Here is a 23,406-nt window from a genome sequence, read left to right as displayed (position 1 = left end):
GTTTTTATGGAGGAATGTCATGAACAAAAAATATAATAATAAATTAATAATTGGATTAGCAGTACCTATCTGTTTAAGTATAGGTTCAGTTGATTTCAATTATTCTAAACTAAATCTTGATTCTAATGTAGTTTATGCACAAGATCAACAGAGCACAGGTTTTAAAGTCTACGAACCAGAGATTGGAACAAGTGGATCACTAGAGATTGCAGTTGAGGGTCAAGATACTTCAGATACTTTATTTAAGAGATACTGGAATAAAATTGATAAATTATTAATAGATGGAAAAGACTTCGGATTTAATAGTGAAGCATCTTCTTCAAAAAACTATTCTTTATTTGATAGTGTTATTTATGTTAATAATAGTGAAATAACTAATCATTATAATAAACAAGATAAACACAAAATAGAATTTATTTTTAAAGATGGATCAAAAGCTGTATATGAAGATAAAGGGTATGTAGATCCAACTGCTAAACCAAAATTAATTAGCGAAGGTCTAAAAATTTTAGAACCACAAATAGATAACGATTCTCTAATCTTCTTCTTAGAAGGTTCTGATCTTTATAAAAACTACTGGTCAAAAGTAACTAAACTTACAGTAGATGGAAAAGATTTCGGATTCGATAAACAAAATACAAATAGTAAATTTTATAAATTATATAATGGAGAAGTAACTGCTGCAGATAAAGCTATTACTGAACATTACAAAAAACATGATAAACACAAAATTGAGTTTACATTTGAGGATGGTTCTAAAACAACATATGAAGATGCTGGTTATGTAGAGCCAAGTAATGAAACGACTACACCATCAAGAGATAGTGAAAGTAGTTCTAATAAACCTGCTTCAAATGCTAAATATACAATTTCTAAATTAGATCAAGGTAAAAACTGGAAAGATGAAAAACACTTAACTTTAGAATTATCTGATACTTCTGTTTATGATAATTTTGTTGATGAAATTTCAAGTGTAACTTTAAATGGAACTACTGTGAATAAAGATGTATTCAAAGATAAAGTAGAAACATCAAAATATCTTGGAATTAGAATTTTTAACGAAGATTTAGTAAAAGCGTTAAAAGACTCAGACAATAAACTAGAGGTTAAACTTGTTGATGGAACTATAATTTCATACCCAACGGCAACTGATAAAAAAGAAGATGCGAAGCCCACAGAACCAAAACAGGATACACCAGCTACTAGTGCATCATATGCTCAAAAAGATTTAGTTTCTAAAGTAGAGAAGAATAAATATGCTGATGAATTAAACATTACTTTAGCTGATGGATTTAAAGCAGAAGATGTTCTTAAAAATACTAAAGAAGTTGTTATCAATGGAAAAACTTTCAACAAATCACTGTTTAGTAAAAACTATAATGATCAAATCGTTACTTTCGATGATGGTGGAGAAAGTCTTAAAGCATTTAAAGCTTGGAACTTCGATGGAGATAATACAATTGTATTTAAAGCAAATGACGGTAGCGAAAGTAAAGCTTATACAACTGGAAACAAGGTAGTTGAAGAAAAACCAACACCAGAAAAAACTCCTGAAAAACAAGAAGAAAAAACTTATTCTCTTACTGATAAATTAGAAGATGGTGAATATACTTTAGGATTTAACGCTTTATACGCTGATGGAAGACAAGGTACTTCTATGCTAGAAGGATTCTTTGACAAAAATGTAAAATTAGTAGTTAAAGATGGGAAAATGAGTATAACAATGTTAAATACTTTATTTGCTCACGGATTATATGATTTTGCTATTCAAAATAAAGGTAAATGGGAATCAGGTGTAAAAGAAAACTTTGGTGAGAAGAACTCTGCGGGACAATATGACAGAGCGTTATTTACACTTCCGGTTGAAGATCTAGACCAAGTACACTTAGGTGGTGTTATAGTTTCTTATATGGGATCTCTAGAGAGTGATAAAGGAAACTTCGACAAATATACTACTGTTAAACTAAAATTCAAACCTGAGATCAAAAAAGGATGGAATGGATTTGAGTTAGTAGAAAAAAATAGTGAAGAACGTAAAAAAAGCGATGATCTTCTTCAGAAAAAATTAATTGCCAATGGGATAGATACTAACAAAGACGGCAAAGTAACAGAAGATGAATTAAAAAACTTCACTGGTGATATCAACATTGGATCATTAGAGATCGATGGAAAAGTTGATAAAGGTGCTATTTACAACTTAGATTTACTAAAACACATGGGTCCTGGAGTTAAATCATTCTCTTCAGATAGTAATAACTTCGGTGAATTACCAGAAGACTTATTCAAAAATGCAGTTAATATTGAGCGTATTAACTTAGGAGGAAACGGGGTTACTAAACTTCCTGAAAATCTATTTGCTAATAACAAAAAATTAAAAACTGTGAACTTATCTTCTAATAACTTAGGTAATATCCCAGAAAACTTGTTTGCAAATAATCCTGAATTAGATTCAGTTGAATTCAGTCAATCATGGTTATCAACATTACCAGCAAATGTTTTTGCTAATAATAAGAAGCTAAAAACTGTAAGTTTATCTAACAATAAAATAGTATCACTTCCAAATGATTTATTTAAAAACAATACAGGATTAACATTCTTATCTGTAACTGATAATGAACTTACTAAACTTCCAGATAGTATAGCTAATTTATCTTCTTTAACACAGTTATATGCAGCTAACAACAAATTAACATCACTTCCAGAAAATGGAGTTAATTTAACAAAATTAAATACTCTAGCTTTAAATAATAACCATATCTCTAGCTTATCTGATGAATTATGGAAAACACTTGCTAAAAATAAAGCAACTGTAAGACTGGTTAACAACCAAATAAGTAATATACCGTTAGACTTAATTAAAGCAAATGGTAGTCTACACATTCTTGATATTGCTAATAACAATTTACCAGCAACATTACCGTATAATGATTCTGATACAAAACTATTAGGAATTTCTCCTGAAGTTACACAAGGTTATTATCCACAAAAACAAGCTATTGAATTAAATGTTGTAGCAAAAGATAATAAGATTACAATTCAACCTAAAGATGAAAAATTAACAATTCTTAATCTTCTACACTGGTATAGAGGTCGTTCTGAATTTTATGGCGGAGAAGGTATCTTACAAGGTTTAGAAAAATATAAAGAATTCCTAAGTAAACAAACAAAACCTATGGCAGAACTACTTAAGAGTGACGATTATGGACGTAACTGGTATATTGTTACTAAGGTAGAACGTATCCGCGGTAATGAAGTTAAAGAACTTAGTTCAACAAGTGTTTCTAACGAAGATGATAAAAAAATAGAAATTACTGATAATGATATGAAAGCAGGAGATAAATATAGAATTACTAAAACTCTATTCGAGAAAAATGCTACTAATATCGATGATAAATTAGTTGAACTTATAACAACAGTTGATGCTGATGTTAAAAAAGAAGAACCGAAAGTAGAAGATAAAAAAGAGGAAAAACCTGCCGAGCAACCTAAGGTTGAAGAAAAACCTCAAGTAACTCCAGCACAACCTAAACCAGAAGAAAAACCTCAGGTAACACCTGAACAGCCTAAATCAGAGGAAAATACTCAAACACCAGCAATTCAACAACCAAGTAATCCTACAAATGATGATAATCATGATGCTAAACTTAGCAATCTAAAAGATACACTTGTTGCTAAATTACCTGGAGATGAAGAAGTAACTGTAAAATTCAAGGCTAAAGATGTTACTGGTATTCACTTTGTTGCTCAAAATTCTAATGAACAAAAAGTAAACGAAGTAAAAGAATTAGTTAAGGATCTTGATGAGAATTTAAATGTTGTGAAAACTTTAGATTTATTCTTCACAGATGATAATGGTAATGTAATAAATAAAGACGGAGAAACTAGAGCAGTTACAGTAGCTGTTCTTGCTAAAGACAATGAAACATTAGAAGTTTATTATGTAAATGGTAATAAATTAGAAAAAGTCCCAAGTACATATTCAGATGGAAAATTAACATTCTATACAGATCACTTCAGTACATATACTATTGTTTCAAGAACAAATAACAATGGATCACATAACCGAGATTCTAATACAAATGCTACATTATCTACTCAAAATAACAATACTAATGTTGGAAACAATACAATTTCACAAAGATTCAATAACATATTACCTAAAACAGGATTAACTGAAAATAGTGTTGGAGCATTATTAGTAGGTATATTAGGTATTGGATTAGCTGCATTAGGCTTCAGAAGAAAAAGATAATTTAAAAATTTAATAATAATAATTACATAAGATATAAATAACGGATGTACTTAACAATCGTAAAGTACATCCGTTATTATTTGTTATTTAAGATATTACATTAATTATTTCATAAATAATATATCCTGAAAGAAGTATTAAAATGAAATTCATATACAATCTAAGTTTTTCTTTTAAAATTATAGAAATAATATTGATAATTATTACTCCTATGCAGGCTCCTAAAGTATTATCTATCAAGTCTGTTATATCAGGGAACCCAATAGTCAAGATATATTGAGTAGATTCATATATTAAGCTTAATATAAACCCTAAAATTATAGCTCTTAAACCAGATGATTTAGGATATAGCATTTTGATATAAAAGCTAAAAGGTATAAAGAAAATTATATTAAGTAAAACTTCAACAATGTCAAAATTTCCAAATCTGTATGGTACTAGATTGATTGTTCTCCAAGATACGCCAGGATAGAGTAATACACGAGGATTATGTATCCAAGAAAAATTACTACTGAGTAGTAAGTTCCAATCCATTTTAGCTACTATTACCCATGTAAGTATAAATAAATATACAAAAAATAGAAATACTGTTAATTTTCTACTGTTTAGAAAAGATTTCAAAACATTCTCCTTTCTTTAATTACACTTATGATAATGTTAGCAAAACTTATTAAAATTTACTTAAATTTATTTTTTAATTATTAATTGAACTTGTTCTGTAATAATTCCCGCTTCGCTTTTTAAATATAAAGTAAAATTAGTTTCACTAAAATCAAATTTATTGTCTTTATCAAACATAACTTCATAGTAAGAAGGATAATGAACAGTACCTATGTTTGTAGAAAGTTCTTTATCATATTTATCCCATTTAATATTTTTGTCTTCCTTAGAAACAATTAAAATTCTATATTTATCATATACTTGACAATGACACCCATTAACGTTATCTGAATATGGACTATTTCCATCTAAATAGTCAATAATAATATCATATGCACTAGTGTCCTTACTTTCAAATTTTTTATAAATATAATTCACAGCTGAATCAGTAAATGTAATTTTCATACTAGAATCTCCTTATATCGTATTTATAATATATTTTAACACATAACATTGAATACAAATAATAATTGATTTTATTAACTGATGATTTTAAATTGCTAAAAATATACAGGGTTCTAGATTATATAATACTATAAGTATATTTTTCATATTATAAGTAGCACGTAATCTAATAAATTACTGTTTCTTAGTGTATTAATAGTGTTTAAAATTGCTTATTTTGGGATTTTATAGTATAATAATTGAGTTAAGAAAACATTTAGGAGAAAATAAAAATAAATGAATTTAGAAAAATACATTTCAATCGTAGAAAATTGGCCAAAAGAAGGAATTAGTTTTAAAGATATTACTACATTAATGGCAGATGGTGAGGCATATAAATATGCTACTGATCAAATCGTTAACTATGCAAAAGAAAAACAAGTTGATGTTGTAGTTGGACCAGAAGCACGTGGTTTTATTATTGGATGTCCTGTATCTTATTCATTAGGTATTGGATTCGTTCCTGTTAGAAAACCTAATAAATTACCTCGTGAAGTTATTTCTTACCAATATGATTTAGAATATGGTAGTAACACTTTAACAATGCACAAAGATGCTATTAAACCTGGTCAACGTGTTCTTATCACTGACGATTTACTAGCTACTGGTGGAACAATTGAAGCAACTATTAAATTAGTAGAAGAATTAGGAGGAATCGTAGTAGGTATTGCATTCTTAATCGAACTAGATGGTCTAAATGGAATGGACAAACTACAAGGTTATGATGTTCTTACATTACTAAAAATGTAATCTACTATGAAATAATTAAATAATATGACATTTGAACTTATAGAAAAGAAATATCTAAAAAATATTAATACAAATGCTTATCTTTATGAGCATACTAAAACTCGTGCTAGATTAGTTTTCTTTGAAAATGACGACATAAATAAAAGTTTTAGCATAAGTTTTAAAACTATCCCTTATAATGATAATGGTATTTTTCATATTTTAGAACATTCTGTTTTATGTGGTTCAGCGAAATATCCAGTAAAAGAACCTTTTGTAGAACTACTTAAAGGTTCTTTTAATACATTTTTAAATGCAATGACATTTCCTGATAAAACTATGTATCCAGTATCATCTAAAAATGAAAAAGATTTAGAAATATTAATGGACATCTATTTAGATGCTGTATTTAATCCAAATTTAAAAGATAATGAGAATATATTAGCACAAGAAGGTTGGCATTACCATTTAGAAAATAAAGAGGATGAACTTATATACAAAGGTGTAGTTTATAATGAAATGAAAGGTGCATACTCATCAGTAGATGAAGTCCTTGATCAATATGTTAGTGAACACTTATTCAGTGATACACCATATAAATATTCTTCAGGAGGGAAACCGGAGGCTATTCCTTCAATAACACAAGAAGAATTTTTAGAAACGTATAATTATAATTATCACCCAAGTAACAGTTATATCTTCTTATATGGTAATCTAAATGTAGACCAATATTTGAAACATATCGATAGTTATTTAAATAACTATGATTATAAAGATTATAGTGACTATAACTTATCACGTCAAAATCATTTTTCAAAAGAAATTGTTAAGCGAACTTATTTTAACGAAGAGCTTAGTAACAAGGCATATGTTGCATATAATTACATTCTTGGTGATAGTAATGAATTCAGTAGAATCGAAAATATTGATATTATAGATGATATACTTCTAGGAAGTAGTAATACTGAATTTAGAAAATATTTCATAGAAAATGATTTTTGTGAAGATGTTTATAGTTATGTTCAAAAAGATAGAAAAGAAACTGTCTATTCAGTCATCTTCAAATATGTAAAAGATGATAAATTAGATAAACTTGATACTGAATACAAAAAACTTCTTAAATCAATCATTGAAAAAGGTTTTGATTATGAGCAAGTACAAGCTTCAATCAATAAGAAAAATTTCTCAATTAAAGAAGAAATTAACAAAACTTCTGCACCAAAAGGTGTTTCTTACGCAATAAGATTATTAAGAACTTGGCTTTACAGTGAAGAAGACATACTGTCTTCATTTGATTTAGATAAAGTTATAGCTGATTTACAAGAAAATTGTAAAGATAAAAAATATGAAAGTCTTGCAAAAGAGTTCCTAATTAATAATGAGAAACAAGCTGTTTTACAGTTAATTCCAACTTTAGAAAAAGAGCAAAAAGAGAAAAATCTAGTTGAATACAAAGCTTCATTATCCGAAAATGAACTACAAGATATAGTTGAAAATAATATCTCTTTACAAAACTGGCAAAATAGTATAGATAAGAAAGAAGATCTTGAAAAAATTAAATGTGTTGATGCTAAAGAAGTTGAATTAAAAAATCCTTTTGAAGAAACATTATTTGAAACATATAAAGATTTAAAATTCTCTCATTATAATGCAGTAACAAATGGAATTTCTTATACTAAATTACTTTTTGATATTAGCGATTTTGAGCTAGAACAGCTTCAATACGCTTCAATTTTATCATATTTATTATTTAACTTTAACACAAAAAATAAAACCGAGGCAGAAGTTATTAAAGAAATAGGAGCAAATCTTGGTGGAGTTAGTTCTTATATAGATGTCTTTAGAAAACATAAGAGTGATGAATGTGAAGTTAAATTTATAATTAGCGCGAAAAATCTTGTTGAAAAATCAAAAGAATTAGCTAATATAATAGAGGAAACAACACTTAATGTTGATTTTGAAGATAAAGAAGCATTATACAACGTCCTTTTAGAAGTTAAATTAATGCTAGAAAACAAATTCAAGAATTCAGGACATGCGTTTGTAGCACGTAGAATTAGTGGATTCTATAATCCACAAAGTAAGTTAGCATCATACCATGGTGAATATGACTTCTACTTATTCATCAATAAATTACTAGATAATTATAAATCTGACAACGAAAGTATAAAAGAAAATCTTTATAATGTTGCTAAATTAATTTTCAATAAATCTAGATTATTAACAAACTTTGTTGGAAATAAAGAAGAATATAATGATTTTAAAGAAGTTTTTACTAGCTTCTTAGAAAAATATCCAAAAGATACAAATAGACAAAAAGGATTTGAAATAAAATTAGAAGAAAACGGTTATTCTGAAGGATTTTACTTTGATTCTCTTGTGCAGTATGTGGGTGTTGGATACAATATTAAAGATTATACCGGAACTCATCTAGTACTAAGACATATCCTAAGTTTAGATTATTTGTGGAATAATGTTCGTGTGAAAAATGGTGCTTACGGTTCTGGAGCAATATTTAATAACTTTGGTGATTTTAACTTATGGTCTTATCGTGATCCTAATTTAGTTGAAACTCTAGATATATATTACAATATTGATAACTATGTCCGAAACTTTGTCGCTGATGAGAATGATTTAAATAAATACATTATCGGTACACTGAATACATTAGATGTATTGATGTCACCAAGTGCGTTAGCAACATATTCACTTAATAAATATTTAACAAATTCACCATTTAATATTTATGATGAACTTGTAAATGAAATTAAAAATACCACAGTTGAAGATATACAAAAATTAGCAACTGTATTTGAAAATATGAAGTCTAGAGCCTATACTTGTGTACTAGGTTCAAAAGAAAAAGTATTAGAAAATAAAGATTTATTCAATGAAACAATTGAATTAAAATAGAAAGGTGCATGAATGAGAGTTCGAAATAGAGCAGACGCAAGAGAGCGTTTAGAAAATAGTCCCGTTGTATTTTTACAACCTAAGGATAATAAAGGGAAATGGAAAGAAATATTTGGAAATAAAAATCCAATTCATCTTGAAATAGGGAGTGGAAAAGGTAAGTTTATTCATACATTAGCAGAAAAACATCCAAATATAAACTTTATCGCAATGGAGGCTCAACCTACTGTATTAACGTTTCTATTAGATAAAGTAGAAGAAACTCACAGAGAAAATCTAAAACTTATTTCTGGAAATGCTGAAGATTTACTTGAGTATTTTTCTGAAGGTGAGGTTGATCAACTTTATCTAAACTTCTCTGATCCATGGCCAAAAACAAGACATGAGAAAAGACGACTTACATTCCACACATTTTTATCTCGTTATGAGAATATTCTTAGTGGTGATAAGACTATCATTCAAAAAACAGATAATCAAGGTTTGTTTGAGTATAGTTTAATGAGTTATGCAAAGTATGGATTTACATTCAATAGATTATCATTAGACCTAACAAACAGCGTCTATGAAGAAGATAATGTTCATACGGAATATGAAGATAAGTTCATTAAAAAAGGTAATAGAATATACATGGTAGAAGCTGTAATAGTAAAATAACTACGTTTAGTTTACATAATATATTTTATGTAAACTAAACGCTTGAAATATACAATGTTTATAGTATTTTACATTAAAATTAATCGTTTTTACCTTGATTTTAAAAAAATTTTTATTTATAATAATATTAGTACAATTTAAAGGAGAAATACAATAATGATATCAGTTAATGATTTTAAAACTGGAGTTACTATCGAAGTTGATGGAAACATTTGGAAAGTAATGGAATTCCAACACGTTAAACCTGGTAAAGGAGCTGCTTTCGTACGTTCTAAATTAAGAAATATGCGTACAGGTGCAGTTAATGATAAAACATTCAGAGCTGGTGAGAAAGTAGCAAAAGCTCAAATCAATAACCAAAAAATGTCATATCTTTACTCAACAGGTGAAGCTTATGTATTTATGGATAACGCTACTTACGAGCAAATCGAAGTACCTGAAGCACAATTAGAATACGAATTAAACTTCTTAAAAGAAAACATGGAAGTTTCAATCTTAATGTTTGGTGATGAAATCTTAGGTATTGACTTACCAACAACAGTAGAACTTACTGTAACTGAAACTGAACCTGGTGTTAAAGGTGATACTGCACAAGGAGCTACTAAAGCTGCTACAGTAGAAACTGGATACACATTACAAGTACCTCTATTCGTTAAAGAAGGAGATGTATTAGTAATCAATACAGCAGAAGGTTCTTACGTATCAAGAGCATAATTTAAGTATAATTATAAAACTCTCTATTATTTCGATGATAGAGAGCTTTTTTATAAAAGGAGAAAATAATGAAATATGTACTTTTACTTCGTGGAATCAATGTTGGTGGCAGAAATAAGGTTTCTATGGCTGATTTGAAAGATGCGATTACTGGTTTAGGATATGAAAATATTATTACATATATTAACAGCGGCAATATTATATTCTATACCACTGACAACATAGATATCGTTAATGAAAAGATATCACAGATATTGAATTCATATCCTTTCAAAATTAATAAAGTAATACTGACAAAACAAGAATACATAGAAGAACTTAAAAATTTGCCTAGTTGGTGGAATGATGATTTTTATAGAAAAGATGTACTATTTTATAGTGAGGATACAGATTTCTCTAGTATAAAAGAACGAATAAATAGTATGCCTTTAAACGAAGAAAATGTTTATTTTGGAAAAAGAGCTGTTTTTTGGGGGAAATTTAATGAAAAGAACTATTTAAAAACGGCATATCATAAATATTTAATTAAAGAATCTTTCTATAAAGCTGTTACTATTAGAAACGGAAGAACTTTTATGAAAATCGCTGAGTTACTAGATAAAGAACACTAATTCTATAGTAAGCGTATATCTTTACTTGATATAGCTAGTAATGATATAATTACCTAATGAAAAATTAAGGAGAATATAATGAAATTAGATAAAATATTAATCGGCTTAGGATTAATTATATATTCAATCCTAGCTTATTTTTTAGGAATTCACTCTTATAAATTGTTATTAGTTTTCTTAGGGATTAGCGTACTAATATTTTTAATAACAAAATTACATTTCGAACCCTTTTTATCAATACTTATAGTAGCAATTATTCTAGGTTTATTTTTAGGTTTATCCCCTAGTTCAATAATTGATTCAGTAGAGAAGGGGACAGGATCTCTTCTAGGTCATTTATCTTTAATCTTAGGATTAGGAGCTATGTTTGGAAGAATATTAGAAGAATTAGGAGCAGTAGAAATTACTGCAAAAAAAATGATTAGTTTATTTGGAATTAAGAGGATTCAATTAGGTCTTCTTATTGCTGGAATGTGTATCAGTTTTTCTTTATTCTTTGATGTAGCTTTTATTTTAGTAATACCAATTATATTGGCAGTAGCAAAAGAACTAAAATTAGATAAAATTTACTTAGCTTTACCAGCAAGTATAGGAGTACTAACCATCCATGCACTGTTTCCACCACACCCTAGTCCAAGTATTATTACTAAGACTTTTCATCTTAATATGGCAGAAGTTTTCTTCTATGGTTTAATAGTAGCAATACCAACAGCAATAATAGGTGGTTTATTATTAACCAATTCAAAGATGGTACAAACTAAACCTATCGTACAAACAGAACAAAAAAATATTAGTGTTTTAAAAATAGAAAAACAGCTGATAAGTTCTAGTTTTGCTATTATATTAATGTTATTACCTGTAATTTTAATTACAATTCCTACTATAGCATTAGGTATAAAAAATTTACCATCTAGTTTAAAAGATATATTAACAATTATAAGTAATCCAGTTACAGCATTAATTATAAGCTTATTAATAGCCATCTGGAAATTAATGACTGTAAAACATTTACGAATTAGTGGTATTGCACCATTATTAAGTCAATCTATTAAAACAATAGCAGTCGTATTACTTATTAATGGTGCTGCTGGAGGTTTGAAACAAGTATTGGTAGATTCAAAGGTAACAGATGAGATAGTTCAAATAACTAGTGGTATGAACATATCACCAATACTTATTAGTTTCTTTGTTGCTGCTATCCTAAGAATATCATTAGGTAGTGCAACTATTGCAGCAATTACAACGTTAGCAATAGTAGAACCTTTAGTTCCAACTATCAGTTATTCACCGGTATTTATAATGTTAAGTATTACTGCAGGAAGTATGTTTTGTTCACATGTAAATGATCCTGGTTTCTGGTTATTTAAACAATATTTAAACTTAGATTTTAAAACAACATTTAAAACTTGGACATTAGGTACAACTATAGCTTCTATAGTAGCATTTATTATAATACTGATAATGACTTCGATTACATAAAATATTTTTAAAATAAGTAATGTTTTTACTTGATATTTATGTTAAGGTATGTTATATTATTATTGTGTATGTAGTAAATGTTATGAATAAACTATTTCCAAAAGGAGGATTAATTCATGGCAAAAGTTTGTTACGTTACTGGACGTAAAGCTCGTTCAGGAAATACTCGTTCACACGCAATGAACGCAAATAAAAGAAAATTCAAAGCTAATCTACAAAAAGTAACAATTTTAGTAGACGGACAACCTAAAAAAGTTTGGGTTTCTGCTAGAGCTTTAAAATCTGGAAAAGTTGAGCGTGTATAATTAAGCGATAAACTTTAAGCTATCTAAGGAAACTTAGATAGCTTTTTACATTATATTAATAAATATATATAGAAATCAGATAAAATATGTACTAAATTAGGTGAGAATGTCAAATTAGGCATTTAAATCAATTTTAAGAGGTTATATGTCATTTTGGAGTAATTGTATTAAAAATTTTTTTTCGACGCTTATATGGCGTTTAAATAGGTCATTTTTTCAAAGATTTTAAAATACAGATTACATTACAAATATAGTCAATAATTCTTTATAATATTCGGTAGAAATGATATATAAAGATAATTTAAAAATAGAAAAAATCAATTTTCAATAATATATCGAAATAAGGGGATTGAACTGTATTGAAAGAAACTTATAAATATGATATAATATATTTGTTCGTATAATACATATTATATGTATAATTAATAAACTTAAGGAGAATCTAGTAATACCAATGAATCAACGTGATTATTATAAACAAAAAATAAATAAAATACTTCCTGAATTCCCAGATTATATAGAAGACTTCATCGACACGTATTATGATAATTTATCACCACTTACTTTACATAGATATTTAGAAACCTATAAGAACTTTCTAAATTGGACTATTAGAGAAACAATTTCAGATGCAGAAAATATAAAAGAAGTTGAACTATCTACTTTAGAAAATATATCTAAAAAAGAAATGGAAAGTTATTTTAAATCTCTTTCTCGTGAACAAGTTAATGGAAAATATCGAAGTCAAACGACTGTTAACAATTATAAGGCTGCTATGAGGTCTTTATATAAGTTCCTTACTGTTACAAGTGAAAATGAACAAGGACGAGCTTATTTTGAGCGAAATGTAATGCTTAAGATACCTATTAATCGTGTGAAAGAGACTTTATCATCAAGATCAAAGAAAATTTCTGAAAAGATTTTTTTAGACTCTCAGGACGAAGAATTCTTGCAGTATGTTGAATTTGAGTATGAGAAAACTTTATCAAATCATGGAAAAACGTTCTTTTTACGTGATAAAGCACGAGATCTTGCGATATTAACGCTATTTTTAAAAAGTGGTATTCGTGTCAATGAACTTGCTAATTTAAAGGTTAAAGATATAGATTTTCTAAATAGTGAGATAAACGTTATTAGAAAAGGTAATAAAGTAGACACAGTTATAATAACTAAATCCGCCTTAGACAGGATTAATGAGTATATTACTTCCCTACCTTTTAAACTTAATAGAGAAGACTTTGTTTTCATCAGTAGAAACAGAACTGGATTATCAATAAGAGCCATTCAAAAACTGGTTATGAAATACACCGATGCATTTAACGTTCCAATGTCACCACATAAACTAAGACATAGTTACGGTACTAAATTAGCATTAAAAACAAACGGTAATATACCAATCATTATGACTCAAATGGGACACTCTAACAGTGATACTTCAATGCTATACATTAACGAATCTAAAAAAATAATTAAACAATCTATTGATAAATTAGATGATTAGTATTGCAATATATCTCCAATTAAGTTAAAATATAAAAGTTATTATATATTATGGAGGTAAAAAATGGGGATTATTGTACAAGTTTTAGGATCACTCTTGATTCTTATAGGCTTTGTATTTAGTCAATTAGGAAAACTTAAAACTACATCACTTAGTTATTTATTACTAAATGCTATCGGAGCATTAATTCTTGGTATTGATGCCTTTATAGGTAAACAATGGGGATTTGTTTTACTAGAAGGTGTTTGGTCAATAGTTGCTATTCACGGATTATATAATTATTTCAATAAAAAAGAAGTAAAATAGAGAATACAGTTTACATAAAATTATTTATGTAAACTGTATTCTCTTATAATATTATCTATAAATTCTGTTTTACCTTCAGTATATCTTTCTCTATCAAATTTATATTCTTTTTCTAGTTTTAACTTTAAAGCCTCATATTTCTTTGCAACTTCTGGATATTCTAATAATATATTTTTGAATTCTACTTCAGTAATATCGCCTTTTTTTCTTATATGAAGATGAAATACTCTATCTAGAAAACCTTTCTCACCATATCCTTTAACTAAAAAAGCTCTATCGTCTTCATTCCAACGTAATTCCCATTCTTTAGAAAGAATTTTAACTATATTACCAAAATTTCTATCATCAATAGTTTCTATAAGTATATCAATTATATTTTTTGATTTTATATTTGGTATTGCAGAACTTCCAATATGATAAATATTTACTGGTATATCTTTAAGTAATTTTGATAATTTTACTTCCATTCCTTTATACCATTCTATCCATTTATTATTATGACATACTAAAATAATAGGATATCTTTTCTTAAAACACTCATCTTTCAGAATATTATCCAATATAATCACACCTTTCTAATTTTACCATAAAAAAATGTTAGGACAGGAAATCCTATCACTAACATTATTTAAATACATGTAAAGAATTTTTGAAATATTCCAATCCTGATAAAATAGTCAATATTACAGAAATCCATAATAGAATATAATCTAGTTCAAAGCCAATACTGTTAAATATCGGATTGCCTAATAAAATTAGAATAATAGCTAATAATTGGCTAATAGTTTTTAGTTTACCTAGAATTCCTGCGGGTATTACTTCCCCTTTTTCTACAGCCAGAAGTCTAAGTCCCGTAACTGCAAATTCTCTAGCAATTACAACCACTACCATCCAACTGTGCATTAATCCTAATTCAACCATTACAATAAAGGCACTTCCAACTAGAAGTTTATCTGCTAATGGATCTAAGAATTTACCCATATTAGTCACTAAATTATATTTTCTAGCAAGATATCCATCAATAAAATCTGTGAATGATGCAAACATAAAAATTAATGCTGCTATGAAAATATTAAGGGTTATATTTCGACCACCTAGGATAGAAATACTACCTCCCATATTATATAATAAAAATACTATAAATATAGGTATTAATATTGTTCTAAATAATGTTATTTTATTTGGTAGATTCATTATTATTACTTACCCTTCTTGCATAAATTTAAATTCATTATAATTATAACATATTCTGTAATATGCTACAATAACAAAAACAGGATAATGTTGTATATTATCCTGTTTTTAAAAATTTATTCACTTGTTCCTGTTGTTTCACTAACTGCTGGTGTAGTTGGTGTTACTGGTGCAGGTGGTGTAACAGTAGCACTTGAATCAGAGTTTCTAGAAGGGGCTGTTGGACTATTTTGCACTCTTGGAGGAGTATAAGTAGTCGTTCCTCGTGATCTTTGAGGAGTTGGTACTTCAACTACCTGAGTATGTTGAGCCTGTTCAGTAGTTGTATTACTATTATTTGTTGTTGTAGCTGTTTGTGTTACTTCAGTAGTTGCAAGATTTGTTTTAATTAGTTGAGAAATATCATTGTAGTCCTCATCTTTTTCAAAAATTGATTCTTTTTCTTTATCTACTAAAGTTTGTAGTTCAGTAAGCTCTTTTTTAACATTAGTAATTTTTTCAGTATTAGTTTTATCTTCATTAGTAACTGTTAGAGAACTAATTTTATCTTTTAAACTATTTTTAATTTTTTCTCTCATCTCTTTGACTTGAGAATTAAATTGTTCGTTAAGTTTATCTTTATTCTCTTTACTTATTTCATCTTTATAAGTTAATAGATTTTTTAGTATATCAATTTTCTTACTTAATTCATTTTCTTTATTAAAGTTACTAGAACTTTCTTTTATTATTTTTTCAAATTTAGAATCTTCTTTCTTAGTTTCTGTAACTTTTGGTTTAACATTATTTAAAGCTTTTTGTTTTTGATAAGCATAAGCAGATAGTCCGATAACCGCTAAAAGTACGATTATCAATAATCCAACTAGTACTTTATTATTTTTTCTCAATTTAATTTACCTCTCTTAATATTATCATTCGTAGTTTACATAATATTATTTATGTAAACTTTTTTATTCGTAATCTTCTGCAAACTCCTTCTCTAAAAATACTTTTCTAGGCTTACTCCCATCAACTGGACCAATATAACCGTCTTCTTCAAGCATATCTATTATTCTAGCTGCTCTATTGTATCCAATTTTAAATCTACGTTGTAAAAGTGAAGCTGAAGCTTTTTGTGTTTTTGCTATAAATAGTAATACTTCTTTATACAGTGGATCTATGTCATCTGCTGATGAACTACCACTACCTTGTGAAGTTACTTCACTTGGTGTCATATTTGGATCATATTGGGCCTCTGACTGGCTCTTAACATAATCTACTACTTTTTCTACTTCCTCATCTGAAAGAAAGGCTCCTTGGATACGTACAGGTTTACTTGAATCAGCTGATAAGTAAAGCATATCACCTTTACCAAGTAAGGTTTCAGCTCCTGACTTATCTAGAATTGTTCTTGAATCAATACTTGAACTTACTGCAAATGCTATTCTTGAAGGTATATTTGTTTTAATTACTCCTGTTATAACATCTACAGACGGTCTTTGAGTAGCTATAATCATATGAATTCCTGCAGCACGTGCTTTCTGGGCTATTCGTGCAATCGATTCTTCTACTTCTTTAGATGACACCATCATCAAGTCAGCCAATTCATCAATAATAACTACTATATACGGTAGTTCTTTATAATCTGGATCTTTTGCTGCTATTTTATTATAGCCTTCCATATTTCTAACTCGTGCTCTAGCAAACTCTCGATATCTATTTTCCATTTCTAAAACTACTTTATGAAGTACATCAGCAGCTTTTATTGGATCAGTTACAACTGATGTTAATAGATGCGGAATTCCATCATATATTGATAATTCTACCATTTTTGGGTCTATCATTATTAATTTTACTTTATCTGGTTTATTTTTTAGTAATATACTTGTAATTATCGTGTTAACACATACTGATTTACCACTACCTGTTGAACCTGCAATTAATAAGTGCGGTGTTTTATCGATTCTTGTAAAAATTGATTCACCAGATACATCTTTCCCCAAGGCAACTGATAGAGGAGAGTTATCCTCATCATTTACAAATACTTCCTTCATTGTTACTAATTCATTTACTGTATTTGGAATTTCAATACCAATTAATGACTTACCAGGAATTGGTGCTTCAATACGTACATCTTTAGCTGCAAGATTCAGCGCAATATCATTGCTTAAATTTACAATTTTACTAACCTTTGTTCCCGGAGTTGGTAAAATTTGAAATTGTGTAATAGAAGGACCTACTATTGCTTTAACTATTTTCACCTCAATACCAAAGTTATTAAATGTACTTTGTAATATTTTAGATTTTTCAACTACATCACCCTTAGTTATTGTTTGTTTTTTAACTGGACTATTAAGTAATGTAATTGGAGGTAGTTGATAATTATCATATGATTCTTCAGATACTCCTTCATTTAAAGATTCCTCGACAACATCAACACTTTTAACTTCTTTTGACTTAGCTTGTTTTCTTGTAACTCTTTGTACAAGTTCTTCCCCAGGTTCTTCTTTAAACTCTCTAATATCTACTACTAAATCTTTGTCTTTGATATTATTATATCTTTGTTCATTAGAATTTTCTTTTTTTGTATCTACATAATTATAATCGTCTATTATTTCTTCATCAAATTCAAGACACTCGTCATGTTCTTCATCTACATACTCATTTTTGTCAAAAGCATCCACAATTTGATGCTTTAATCTTAAAACAAGAGTTCTATGATTTATATTAAAATATAAGAATATAGATGTAATAATTGCTGATATAACTACTAATAAAGATCCATAGTATGATAATAAGTATATTAAAAATTTAACTGGATAGTAAGATATTAGTCCACCGCCATAAGTTAATACTTTACCATTATATATCTCCGTAAAACTAATATAAGTACTTTCTGCATTGCCTACTAGTATTAACTGGAATAAGAAATCTATCAACACTAAAAGCGTTACTACAATAGCGGGTGTTTTGATTTTCTTATTCATTATATAATAAATTGGTGTAGCTACTATAATTATATATAATATGTAGCTAAAGCTACCAAATAGATATTTAAATAATGAATCGAAAAATCTACCTACAAATCCCATCTGAAGAACAGATAAAATTATAATAAGAACAGAAATTACAAAATACAATCCTCTGTATGTTTCTTTAGTTAAAACTGGAATTATATTTTTCTTAGGATTTTTCTTTGTAGCACCTTTTTTACCTTTGGAGTTAGTGGATTTTTTTGTTCCATTTGTTTTTTTGGATTTTTTTGTTTTTTTATTGCTCAATCTTCTCTCCTTTCTAGTCCTCTTCTACATAAACTGCCTCAGTAGGACAATTTACTTGTGCATCAAGAACCAAACTTCTATATTTTTCTGGAACTACTTCCGTCATATTATTTTCATCTATAATACAATACGCAATTCCATCTTCGTCATAATCATATATATCAGGACAGATAGCATTACAATTTCCACAAGCAATACAATCTTCACGAATAATTCTAGTTTTCATCACTTTCTTCTTTCAAATATTGAGAAAATTTTTCTAATGATTGTTTTCTATGACTAATACTATTTTTTTGTTCAGCACTTAACTCTGCAAAAGTTTTATCTAAAGATGGAACATAGAAGATTGGATCATATCCAAAACCATTTGTACCACGTTTTTCAAAAATAATTTCGCCATGGCACTCACCTCTAAAAGTTAATTCTGTTCCATCAGGTTTTACAAGAGCTATAACTGAAACAAATTTAGCTTTTGATTTTTGTCCATTTAACTCTAAAAGAACTTTTTCTATATTTTTTTCATCAGTTTGTTCTTTAGAATATCTTGCAGAATATACACCGGGTCTCCCATCAAGTAGGTCAACACTTAATCCACTGTCATCAGAAATAGCAGTTTTACCAGAGTATTTACATATTGTTCGAGCTTTAATTAATGCATTCTCTTCAAATGTAGAACCATCTTCTACTATTTCTTTTGTGTAGTTAATATCCTTAAGAGTTAAGATACTATAATCTTCTAATATACTTTTAATTTCTTCTACTTTGTGAGCATTATTAGATGCTAAAATTAATTCTTTCATTACTTTCTCCTATAAATCTACTACTTCTGCAATGATTTCTTTATTCAACCATTTCGAAGCTATATTATTAAAGTTATCACTATCTTCTGATATGAAAAATCTATGCTCTTTCTTATTAGATTTCTTCTGATGTAACTTTGTATACCCTAATACAGAGCTAACTTCTCGAGCAGCTTCTCTCCCTGAAGAAATAACCTTAATATTATTACCATAATATTCTTCAATATCTTTTTTTAAAATTGGATAATGCGTGCAACCTAAAACAACTGTATCTACTCCTAAATTACGTGTGTTCTCCAAAGTTTCATGTATAATCGTCTTTGTTGCATCTTTATCAACGTTACCTTCTGATTCAATAAAAGGTACAAAAGCAGGACAAGCTTTATCAACGACTTGAATATCAGAATTAATATTCTCAATTTCAATATCATAAACTTTTGATTTTGCAGTGAATTTAGTACCTAAAACAAGAACCTTATTATTCTCAGTAGCCTGGATTGCACGTCTTGCCCCAGGCTGTACTACTCCTATTATCGGTATGTCATATTTATCTTGAAGATAATTAAGTGCTGCTGCCGTTGCTGTATTACATGCTAATACAACCAATTTTACACCTTTATCAATTAAATATTTCACAGCTCTATCCGTATATTTAATTATCTCTTCCCTAGTTTTATCTCCGTACGGGCAATTTTTCACATCACCGAAATAATAAATAGTTTCATTAGGAAGTTGTCTCATTATTTCTCGAGCAACCGTTAATCCACCTACTCCACTATCGAATACTCCTATTGCATTATTCATACATAGCCTCTTTCTATTTAGAACCTAATACTTCTTCAAGTTCTAGTATTTTTTTATATGATTTCGTTTCAACTCCAATAAATTCTTTAAACAACATATTAAAAAATGAAAAGAGTCTAATTAAATCTTTATTTTCAATTTCTAAACTTTCCAAAAAATCGATATTTTTAATTGATAGATAGTATGTAAGTTTTACAAGGTGATCATTCAATCCATAGACACTGTAGTCCGTATTAAACTTATCAACAAAACTATTCTTCTGAAAACTATATCCTACATAATTATAATCAGTTTTTTGATATTTAAACATAAAACCTTGCTCTTTTAATATTTTCGCTAGAAAATAGCTCACAACTAGCTTTTCAGAAACATTACTTTCAATAGTATTTAAACAAAGTTTTAAAAGTTTATAAATATTAAAGGAGTTATCATTAACCAAATATGTATATTCCAACATATTTGAAACATAACTATTTTTAATAACATCATAAACAATATTGGTATATGTATTTTCAATTTCCAAATTTGTAATTTTATTCATACCATTTGTAGGGAAAAAGTTAATACTCACTTCGTATGGTGTACTAACCTTAATTTTCTTTTTACTTTTATGAACATTTTCATAAAAAAAACTCTCTATATGTCCTTGTTCAGTTAATACCTGTAAAATTTCATGATAATCTTTATAACGGATTTTTTTAATTATAATCCCCGTTATGAAATTTCTATTAGTCAAAGATATCATCCCTATAGCCTAAATCTCTAATTTGATTTGGTTTTGATCTCCAATTATCAATAACTTTTACCCATAATTCTAGGAATATTTTTTCGCCAAGAAGAACTTCAATATCTTTTCTTGCTCTAGAACCAATTTCTTTTATCATTTTACCTTGTTTACCGATAATCATACCCTTTTGAGATTTTCTCTCAACAACGATAGTTGCAATGATATTTTTCTTTTTACCAGGTTGTTTTTCAATTCGATCAATAACAACAGCAATAGAATGTGGAATTTCTTGTTCTGTTAATTGTAAAACTTTTTCTCTAATAAATTCAGAAATCACAAAATACTCAGGTGAGTCTGTAATTACATCATCGGGATACATTTTAAAACTAGGTTGCAAGTATTTTTTTGTTGTATTTAGTAGATTATCTACATTTATTGACTTAAGAGCAGAAATTGGAACTATTTCCACAAAATCATATAAATCTTTATAAAATTCTATGATTTGAATTAATTGCTCCGGTGAAATTAAATCTATTTTGTTAATTAATAAAAATGTTGGTACTTTTAATTCTTTAACTATATTTATTAAGTGTTGATCTCCAGGCCCAAATTTTTCACTTGCATTTATAATTAAATAAACTATCTCTGACTCTTGAATCGCACTACTTGCAAGTTTCATCATATAATCTCCAAGTCTATGCTTTGGCTTGTGGATTCCAGGAGTATCAATGAAAACGATTTGTGAATCATTGTCAGTATATACACCATTAATAATATTTCTCGTTGTTTGTGGTTTATCTGACATGATTGCAATTTTTTGTTGTAATATATTATTTAATAACGTAGATTTACCAGCATTAGGACGACCGATAATAGTGACAAATCCAGTTTTAATTTGTTCCTCAAACATGCTTATCTCCTTAAACCAAATTTTTCTAAAATTTCATCTTGTTTTCCAAACATTTCTTTTTCATCTTCTTCAGTCATGTGATCATAACCAAGTAGATGTAAGAATCCATGTACTGCCAAGAAACCAATCTCTCTATCGAAACTGTGTTCATATTCTTTTGCTTGTTCATGGGCAATATCTACACAGATAATAACATCACCAATAGAATTAATTTCATCTTCAAGTCCAATAATATCAATCTCGTCCTCTACTTCATCATTTAATGCAAAAGAAATAACATCAGTAGGAACATCTTTTCCTCTATAATCACGATTAATTTCTTGAATTTCTTCTTTACCTACAAAAGATAATGACATCTCAGTAATCTCAGTATCAACATTTTCATACTCTGCAGCACATTCTAACAATTTTAATAACATATCTTTGGTGCTATCTTCTACTAAGTTATTATCATCTATAATATCAACAAATGTCATGTTGTTCTCCTTTTATATTATTAATACGGAGGGAGTAAATTAAAATCAAGATTTTGAAGAATTCGATTTTGTCGATTACTCCCATAATATTTATTAGTTATCTAAAAAACTTTTATAAAAAATTTAGATATAAATAAACCTCTGTTCTTATTAGTTCTCTTTAATTTAGGACTTTTATGTTACAATCATATTACTGTAATTTATTAAAATTCTGTTGTCTCAGAGCTTCATAAATAATTAATGCAGCAGTATTTGATAAATTCAATGAACGAACATTTTCACTCATAGGTATACGTAATGCTTGCTCACTATATTTTTCTCGGAATTCTTTAGGCAATCCTTTAGTTTCTCTTCCAAAGATAAAATATATATCTTCATTTTCTTCATTAGAGAAATCAAAATCACAATAATTCTTTGAACCAAATTTAGTAATAAGATAATAATGTTTATCATTAGTCGCTTCAAGAAATTCATCAAAACTATCCCAAACAACTAAATCTAAATGTTCCCAATAATCTAAACCAGCACGTTTAACATGTTTATCATCAATAGAAAAACCTAAAGGTCTAATTAAATGCAATCTTGTATTGGTACCAACACATGTACGTGCGATATTACCTGTATTAGCTGGTATCTCTGGTTGAAATAAAACTATATTATTCATAATTTA

Annotated in this window: 23 protein-coding genes; 10 read left to right on the top strand and 13 right to left on the bottom strand. The window is 28.0% G+C overall.

All coding sequences use genetic code 11. The annotated features are described in order from the left end of the window. Nucleotides 1-19: 19 nt before the first annotated feature. Complete coding sequence (locus PNO30_RS04725; RefSeq protein WP_271987333.1) at nucleotides 20-4,252, top strand: NEAT domain-containing protein; 4,233 nt, start codon at nucleotides 20-22, stop codon at nucleotides 4,250-4,252. 87 nt (nucleotides 4,253-4,339) lie between these two features. Here the strand turns inward: PNO30_RS04725 and PNO30_RS04720 are convergent, their stop codons facing one another. Both PNO30_RS04720 and PNO30_RS04715 read right to left on the bottom strand, forming a co-directional pair. After that, nucleotides 4,340-4,873: a VanZ family protein gene (locus PNO30_RS04720; RefSeq protein ID WP_271965360.1), complete on the bottom strand. Its 534-nt coding sequence runs from the start codon at nucleotides 4,871-4,873 to the stop codon at nucleotides 4,340-4,342. A 66-nt stretch (nucleotides 4,874-4,939) separates the two neighbouring features. Next, nucleotides 4,940-5,317 carry an iron-sulfur cluster biosynthesis family protein gene (locus tag PNO30_RS04715; RefSeq protein WP_271965359.1) on the bottom strand — a complete coding sequence of 126 codons (378 nt, stop codon included), beginning with the start codon at nucleotides 5,315-5,317 and terminating at the stop codon, nucleotides 4,940-4,942. A gap of 276 nt (nucleotides 5,318-5,593) precedes the next feature. Here PNO30_RS04715 and PNO30_RS04710 point away from each other — a divergent pair, with 276 nt between their 5' ends. From PNO30_RS04710 to PNO30_RS04670, 9 genes are all read left to right on the top strand, one after another. Continuing rightward, nucleotides 5,594-6,106, top strand: coding sequence for an adenine phosphoribosyltransferase (locus tag PNO30_RS04710; protein ID WP_102169808.1), 513 nt, complete (start codon nucleotides 5,594-5,596; stop codon nucleotides 6,104-6,106). 24 nt (nucleotides 6,107-6,130) lie between these two features. Then, the gene (locus tag PNO30_RS04705; protein WP_271987332.1) at nucleotides 6,131-8,998 is read left to right on the top strand and encodes an insulinase family protein; all 2,868 of its coding nucleotides are present in this window, start codon (nucleotides 6,131-6,133) and stop codon (nucleotides 8,996-8,998) included. A 12-nt stretch (nucleotides 8,999-9,010) separates the two neighbouring features. After that, the gene (trmB, locus tag PNO30_RS04700; RefSeq protein WP_271987331.1) at nucleotides 9,011-9,652 is read left to right on the top strand and encodes a tRNA (guanosine(46)-N7)-methyltransferase TrmB; all 642 of its coding nucleotides are present in this window, start codon (nucleotides 9,011-9,013) and stop codon (nucleotides 9,650-9,652) included. A 156-nt stretch (nucleotides 9,653-9,808) separates the two neighbouring features. Further along, nucleotides 9,809-10,366: an elongation factor P gene (gene efp / locus PNO30_RS04695; protein ID WP_003145634.1), complete on the top strand. Its 558-nt coding sequence runs from the start codon at nucleotides 9,809-9,811 to the stop codon at nucleotides 10,364-10,366. 68 nt (nucleotides 10,367-10,434) lie between these two features. Continuing rightward, on the top strand, nucleotides 10,435-10,977 hold the full coding sequence (locus PNO30_RS04690) for a DUF1697 domain-containing protein (RefSeq protein ID WP_271987330.1): 543 nt from the start codon (nucleotides 10,435-10,437) through the stop codon (nucleotides 10,975-10,977). Nucleotides 10,978-11,055: 78 nt separating this feature from the next. Beyond that, nucleotides 11,056-12,456: a GntP family permease gene (locus PNO30_RS04685; protein WP_271987329.1), complete on the top strand. Its 1,401-nt coding sequence runs from the start codon at nucleotides 11,056-11,058 to the stop codon at nucleotides 12,454-12,456. 116 nt (nucleotides 12,457-12,572) lie between these two features. Further along, nucleotides 12,573-12,761: a 50S ribosomal protein L28 gene (gene rpmB / locus PNO30_RS04680; protein ID WP_003144993.1), complete on the top strand. Its 189-nt coding sequence runs from the start codon at nucleotides 12,573-12,575 to the stop codon at nucleotides 12,759-12,761. A 454-nt stretch (nucleotides 12,762-13,215) separates the two neighbouring features. Next, complete coding sequence (xerS, locus tag PNO30_RS04675) at nucleotides 13,216-14,262, top strand: tyrosine recombinase XerS (RefSeq protein WP_271987328.1); 1,047 nt, start codon at nucleotides 13,216-13,218, stop codon at nucleotides 14,260-14,262. Nucleotides 14,263-14,325: 63 nt separating this feature from the next. Then, the gene (locus PNO30_RS04670) at nucleotides 14,326-14,568 is read left to right on the top strand and encodes a CBU_0592 family membrane protein (protein ID WP_048802648.1); all 243 of its coding nucleotides are present in this window, start codon (nucleotides 14,326-14,328) and stop codon (nucleotides 14,566-14,568) included. 20 nt (nucleotides 14,569-14,588) lie between these two features. Here the strand turns inward: PNO30_RS04670 and PNO30_RS04665 are convergent, their stop codons facing one another. The 11 genes from PNO30_RS04665 to trmL all read right to left on the bottom strand — a co-directional run bounded on the left by PNO30_RS04665 (nucleotide 14,589) and on the right by trmL (nucleotide 23,403). Further along, a complete protein-coding gene (locus PNO30_RS04665) occupies nucleotides 14,589-15,137 on the bottom strand; it encodes a GrpB family protein (RefSeq protein ID WP_271987327.1) in 549 nt (182 codons plus the stop codon). 55 nt (nucleotides 15,138-15,192) lie between these two features. Beyond that, nucleotides 15,193-15,762 carry a CDP-diacylglycerol--glycerol-3-phosphate 3-phosphatidyltransferase gene (pgsA, locus tag PNO30_RS04660; protein ID WP_271965352.1) on the bottom strand — a complete coding sequence of 190 codons (570 nt, stop codon included), beginning with the start codon at nucleotides 15,760-15,762 and terminating at the stop codon, nucleotides 15,193-15,195. A 116-nt stretch (nucleotides 15,763-15,878) separates the two neighbouring features. Then, nucleotides 15,879-16,646, bottom strand: coding sequence for a hypothetical protein (locus tag PNO30_RS04655; RefSeq protein WP_271987326.1), 768 nt, complete (start codon nucleotides 16,644-16,646; stop codon nucleotides 15,879-15,881). A gap of 63 nt (nucleotides 16,647-16,709) precedes the next feature. Beyond that, nucleotides 16,710-18,830, bottom strand: coding sequence for a DNA translocase FtsK (locus PNO30_RS04650; RefSeq protein WP_420319626.1), 2,121 nt, complete (start codon nucleotides 18,828-18,830; stop codon nucleotides 16,710-16,712). Nucleotides 18,831-19,032: 202 nt separating this feature from the next. After that, nucleotides 19,033-19,245, bottom strand: a complete 213-nt coding sequence (locus PNO30_RS04645; protein WP_271987324.1) for a ferredoxin — start codon at nucleotides 19,243-19,245, stop codon at nucleotides 19,033-19,035. Continuing rightward, nucleotides 19,235-19,819, bottom strand: coding sequence for an XTP/dITP diphosphatase (locus PNO30_RS04640; RefSeq protein ID WP_271987323.1), 585 nt, complete (start codon nucleotides 19,817-19,819; stop codon nucleotides 19,235-19,237). The genes PNO30_RS04645 and PNO30_RS04640 overlap by 11 nt, the downstream gene beginning before the upstream one ends. A gap of 9 nt (nucleotides 19,820-19,828) precedes the next feature. Beyond that, the gene (gene racE / locus PNO30_RS04635; RefSeq protein ID WP_271987322.1) at nucleotides 19,829-20,623 is read right to left on the bottom strand and encodes a glutamate racemase; all 795 of its coding nucleotides are present in this window, start codon (nucleotides 20,621-20,623) and stop codon (nucleotides 19,829-19,831) included. A 13-nt stretch (nucleotides 20,624-20,636) separates the two neighbouring features. After that, nucleotides 20,637-21,368 carry a DNA repair protein RecO gene (gene recO, locus PNO30_RS04630; RefSeq protein ID WP_271987321.1) on the bottom strand — a complete coding sequence of 244 codons (732 nt, stop codon included), beginning with the start codon at nucleotides 21,366-21,368 and terminating at the stop codon, nucleotides 20,637-20,639. Further along, the gene (gene era, locus PNO30_RS04625) at nucleotides 21,352-22,260 is read right to left on the bottom strand and encodes a GTPase Era (RefSeq protein WP_003146031.1); all 909 of its coding nucleotides are present in this window, start codon (nucleotides 22,258-22,260) and stop codon (nucleotides 21,352-21,354) included. Before era ends, recO begins: the two co-directional genes overlap by 17 nt. Before the next feature lie 2 nt (nucleotides 22,261-22,262). Beyond that, entirely contained in the window at nucleotides 22,263-22,736 is a 474-nt protein-coding gene (gene ybeY, locus PNO30_RS04620; protein ID WP_271987320.1) for an rRNA maturation RNase YbeY, read from the bottom strand. 190 nt (nucleotides 22,737-22,926) lie between these two features. After that, nucleotides 22,927-23,403 (bottom strand): tRNA (uridine(34)/cytosine(34)/5-carboxymethylaminomethyluridine(34)-2'-O)-methyltransferase TrmL, encoded by a 477-nt coding sequence (trmL, locus tag PNO30_RS04615; RefSeq protein WP_271965385.1) that lies wholly within the window; start codon nucleotides 23,401-23,403, stop codon nucleotides 22,927-22,929. Between the last annotated feature and the right edge of the window lie 3 nt (nucleotides 23,404-23,406).

It is taken from the genome of Gemella haemolysans (assembly GCF_028308085.1).
Lineage (GTDB): Bacteria > Bacillota > Bacilli > Staphylococcales > Gemellaceae > Gemella > Gemella haemolysans_D.
The sequence above is the reverse complement of the archived record's forward strand: the minus strand, read 5'-3'. Positions and strand labels throughout refer to the sequence as shown.

Excerpts from the sequence above, each read along its gene's own strand:
- PNO30_RS04725 (WP_271987333.1), top strand. The coding sequence starts at position 20 with ATGAACAAAAAATATAATAATAAATTAATAATTGGATTAGCAGTACCT.
- PNO30_RS04715 (WP_271965359.1), bottom strand. The coding sequence starts at position 5,317 with ATGAAAATTACATTTACTGATTCAGCTGTGAATTATATTTATAAAAAA.
- PNO30_RS04710 (WP_102169808.1), top strand. The coding sequence starts at position 5,594 with ATGAATTTAGAAAAATACATTTCAATCGTAGAAAATTGGCCAAAAGAA.
- PNO30_RS04705 (WP_271987332.1), top strand. The coding sequence starts at position 6,131 with ATGACATTTGAACTTATAGAAAAGAAATATCTAAAAAATATTAATACA.
- trmB (WP_271987331.1), top strand. The coding sequence starts at position 9,011 with ATGAGAGTTCGAAATAGAGCAGACGCAAGAGAGCGTTTAGAAAATAGT.
- efp (WP_003145634.1), top strand. The coding sequence starts at position 9,809 with ATGATATCAGTTAATGATTTTAAAACTGGAGTTACTATCGAAGTTGAT.
- PNO30_RS04690 (WP_271987330.1), top strand. The coding sequence starts at position 10,435 with ATGAAATATGTACTTTTACTTCGTGGAATCAATGTTGGTGGCAGAAAT.
- PNO30_RS04685 (WP_271987329.1), top strand. The coding sequence starts at position 11,056 with ATGAAATTAGATAAAATATTAATCGGCTTAGGATTAATTATATATTCA.
- rpmB (WP_003144993.1), top strand. The coding sequence starts at position 12,573 with ATGGCAAAAGTTTGTTACGTTACTGGACGTAAAGCTCGTTCAGGAAAT.
- xerS (WP_271987328.1), top strand. The coding sequence starts at position 13,216 with ATGAATCAACGTGATTATTATAAACAAAAAATAAATAAAATACTTCCT.
- PNO30_RS04670 (WP_048802648.1), top strand. The coding sequence starts at position 14,326 with ATGGGGATTATTGTACAAGTTTTAGGATCACTCTTGATTCTTATAGGC.
- pgsA (WP_271965352.1), bottom strand. The coding sequence starts at position 15,762 with ATGAATCTACCAAATAAAATAACATTATTTAGAACAATATTAATACCT.
- PNO30_RS04650 (WP_420319626.1), bottom strand. The coding sequence starts at position 18,830 with ATGGGATTTGTAGGTAGATTTTTCGATTCATTATTTAAATATCTATTT.
- PNO30_RS04645 (WP_271987324.1), bottom strand. The coding sequence starts at position 19,245 with ATGAAAACTAGAATTATTCGTGAAGATTGTATTGCTTGTGGAAATTGT.
- PNO30_RS04640 (WP_271987323.1), bottom strand. The coding sequence starts at position 19,819 with ATGAAAGAATTAATTTTAGCATCTAATAATGCTCACAAAGTAGAAGAA.
- racE (WP_271987322.1), bottom strand. The coding sequence starts at position 20,623 with ATGAATAATGCAATAGGAGTATTCGATAGTGGAGTAGGTGGATTAACG.
- recO (WP_271987321.1), bottom strand. The coding sequence starts at position 21,368 with ATGATATCTTTGACTAATAGAAATTTCATAACGGGGATTATAATTAAA.
- era (WP_003146031.1), bottom strand. The coding sequence starts at position 22,260 with ATGTTTGAGGAACAAATTAAAACTGGATTTGTCACTATTATCGGTCGT.
- ybeY (WP_271987320.1), bottom strand. The coding sequence starts at position 22,736 with ATGACATTTGTTGATATTATAGATGATAATAACTTAGTAGAAGATAGC.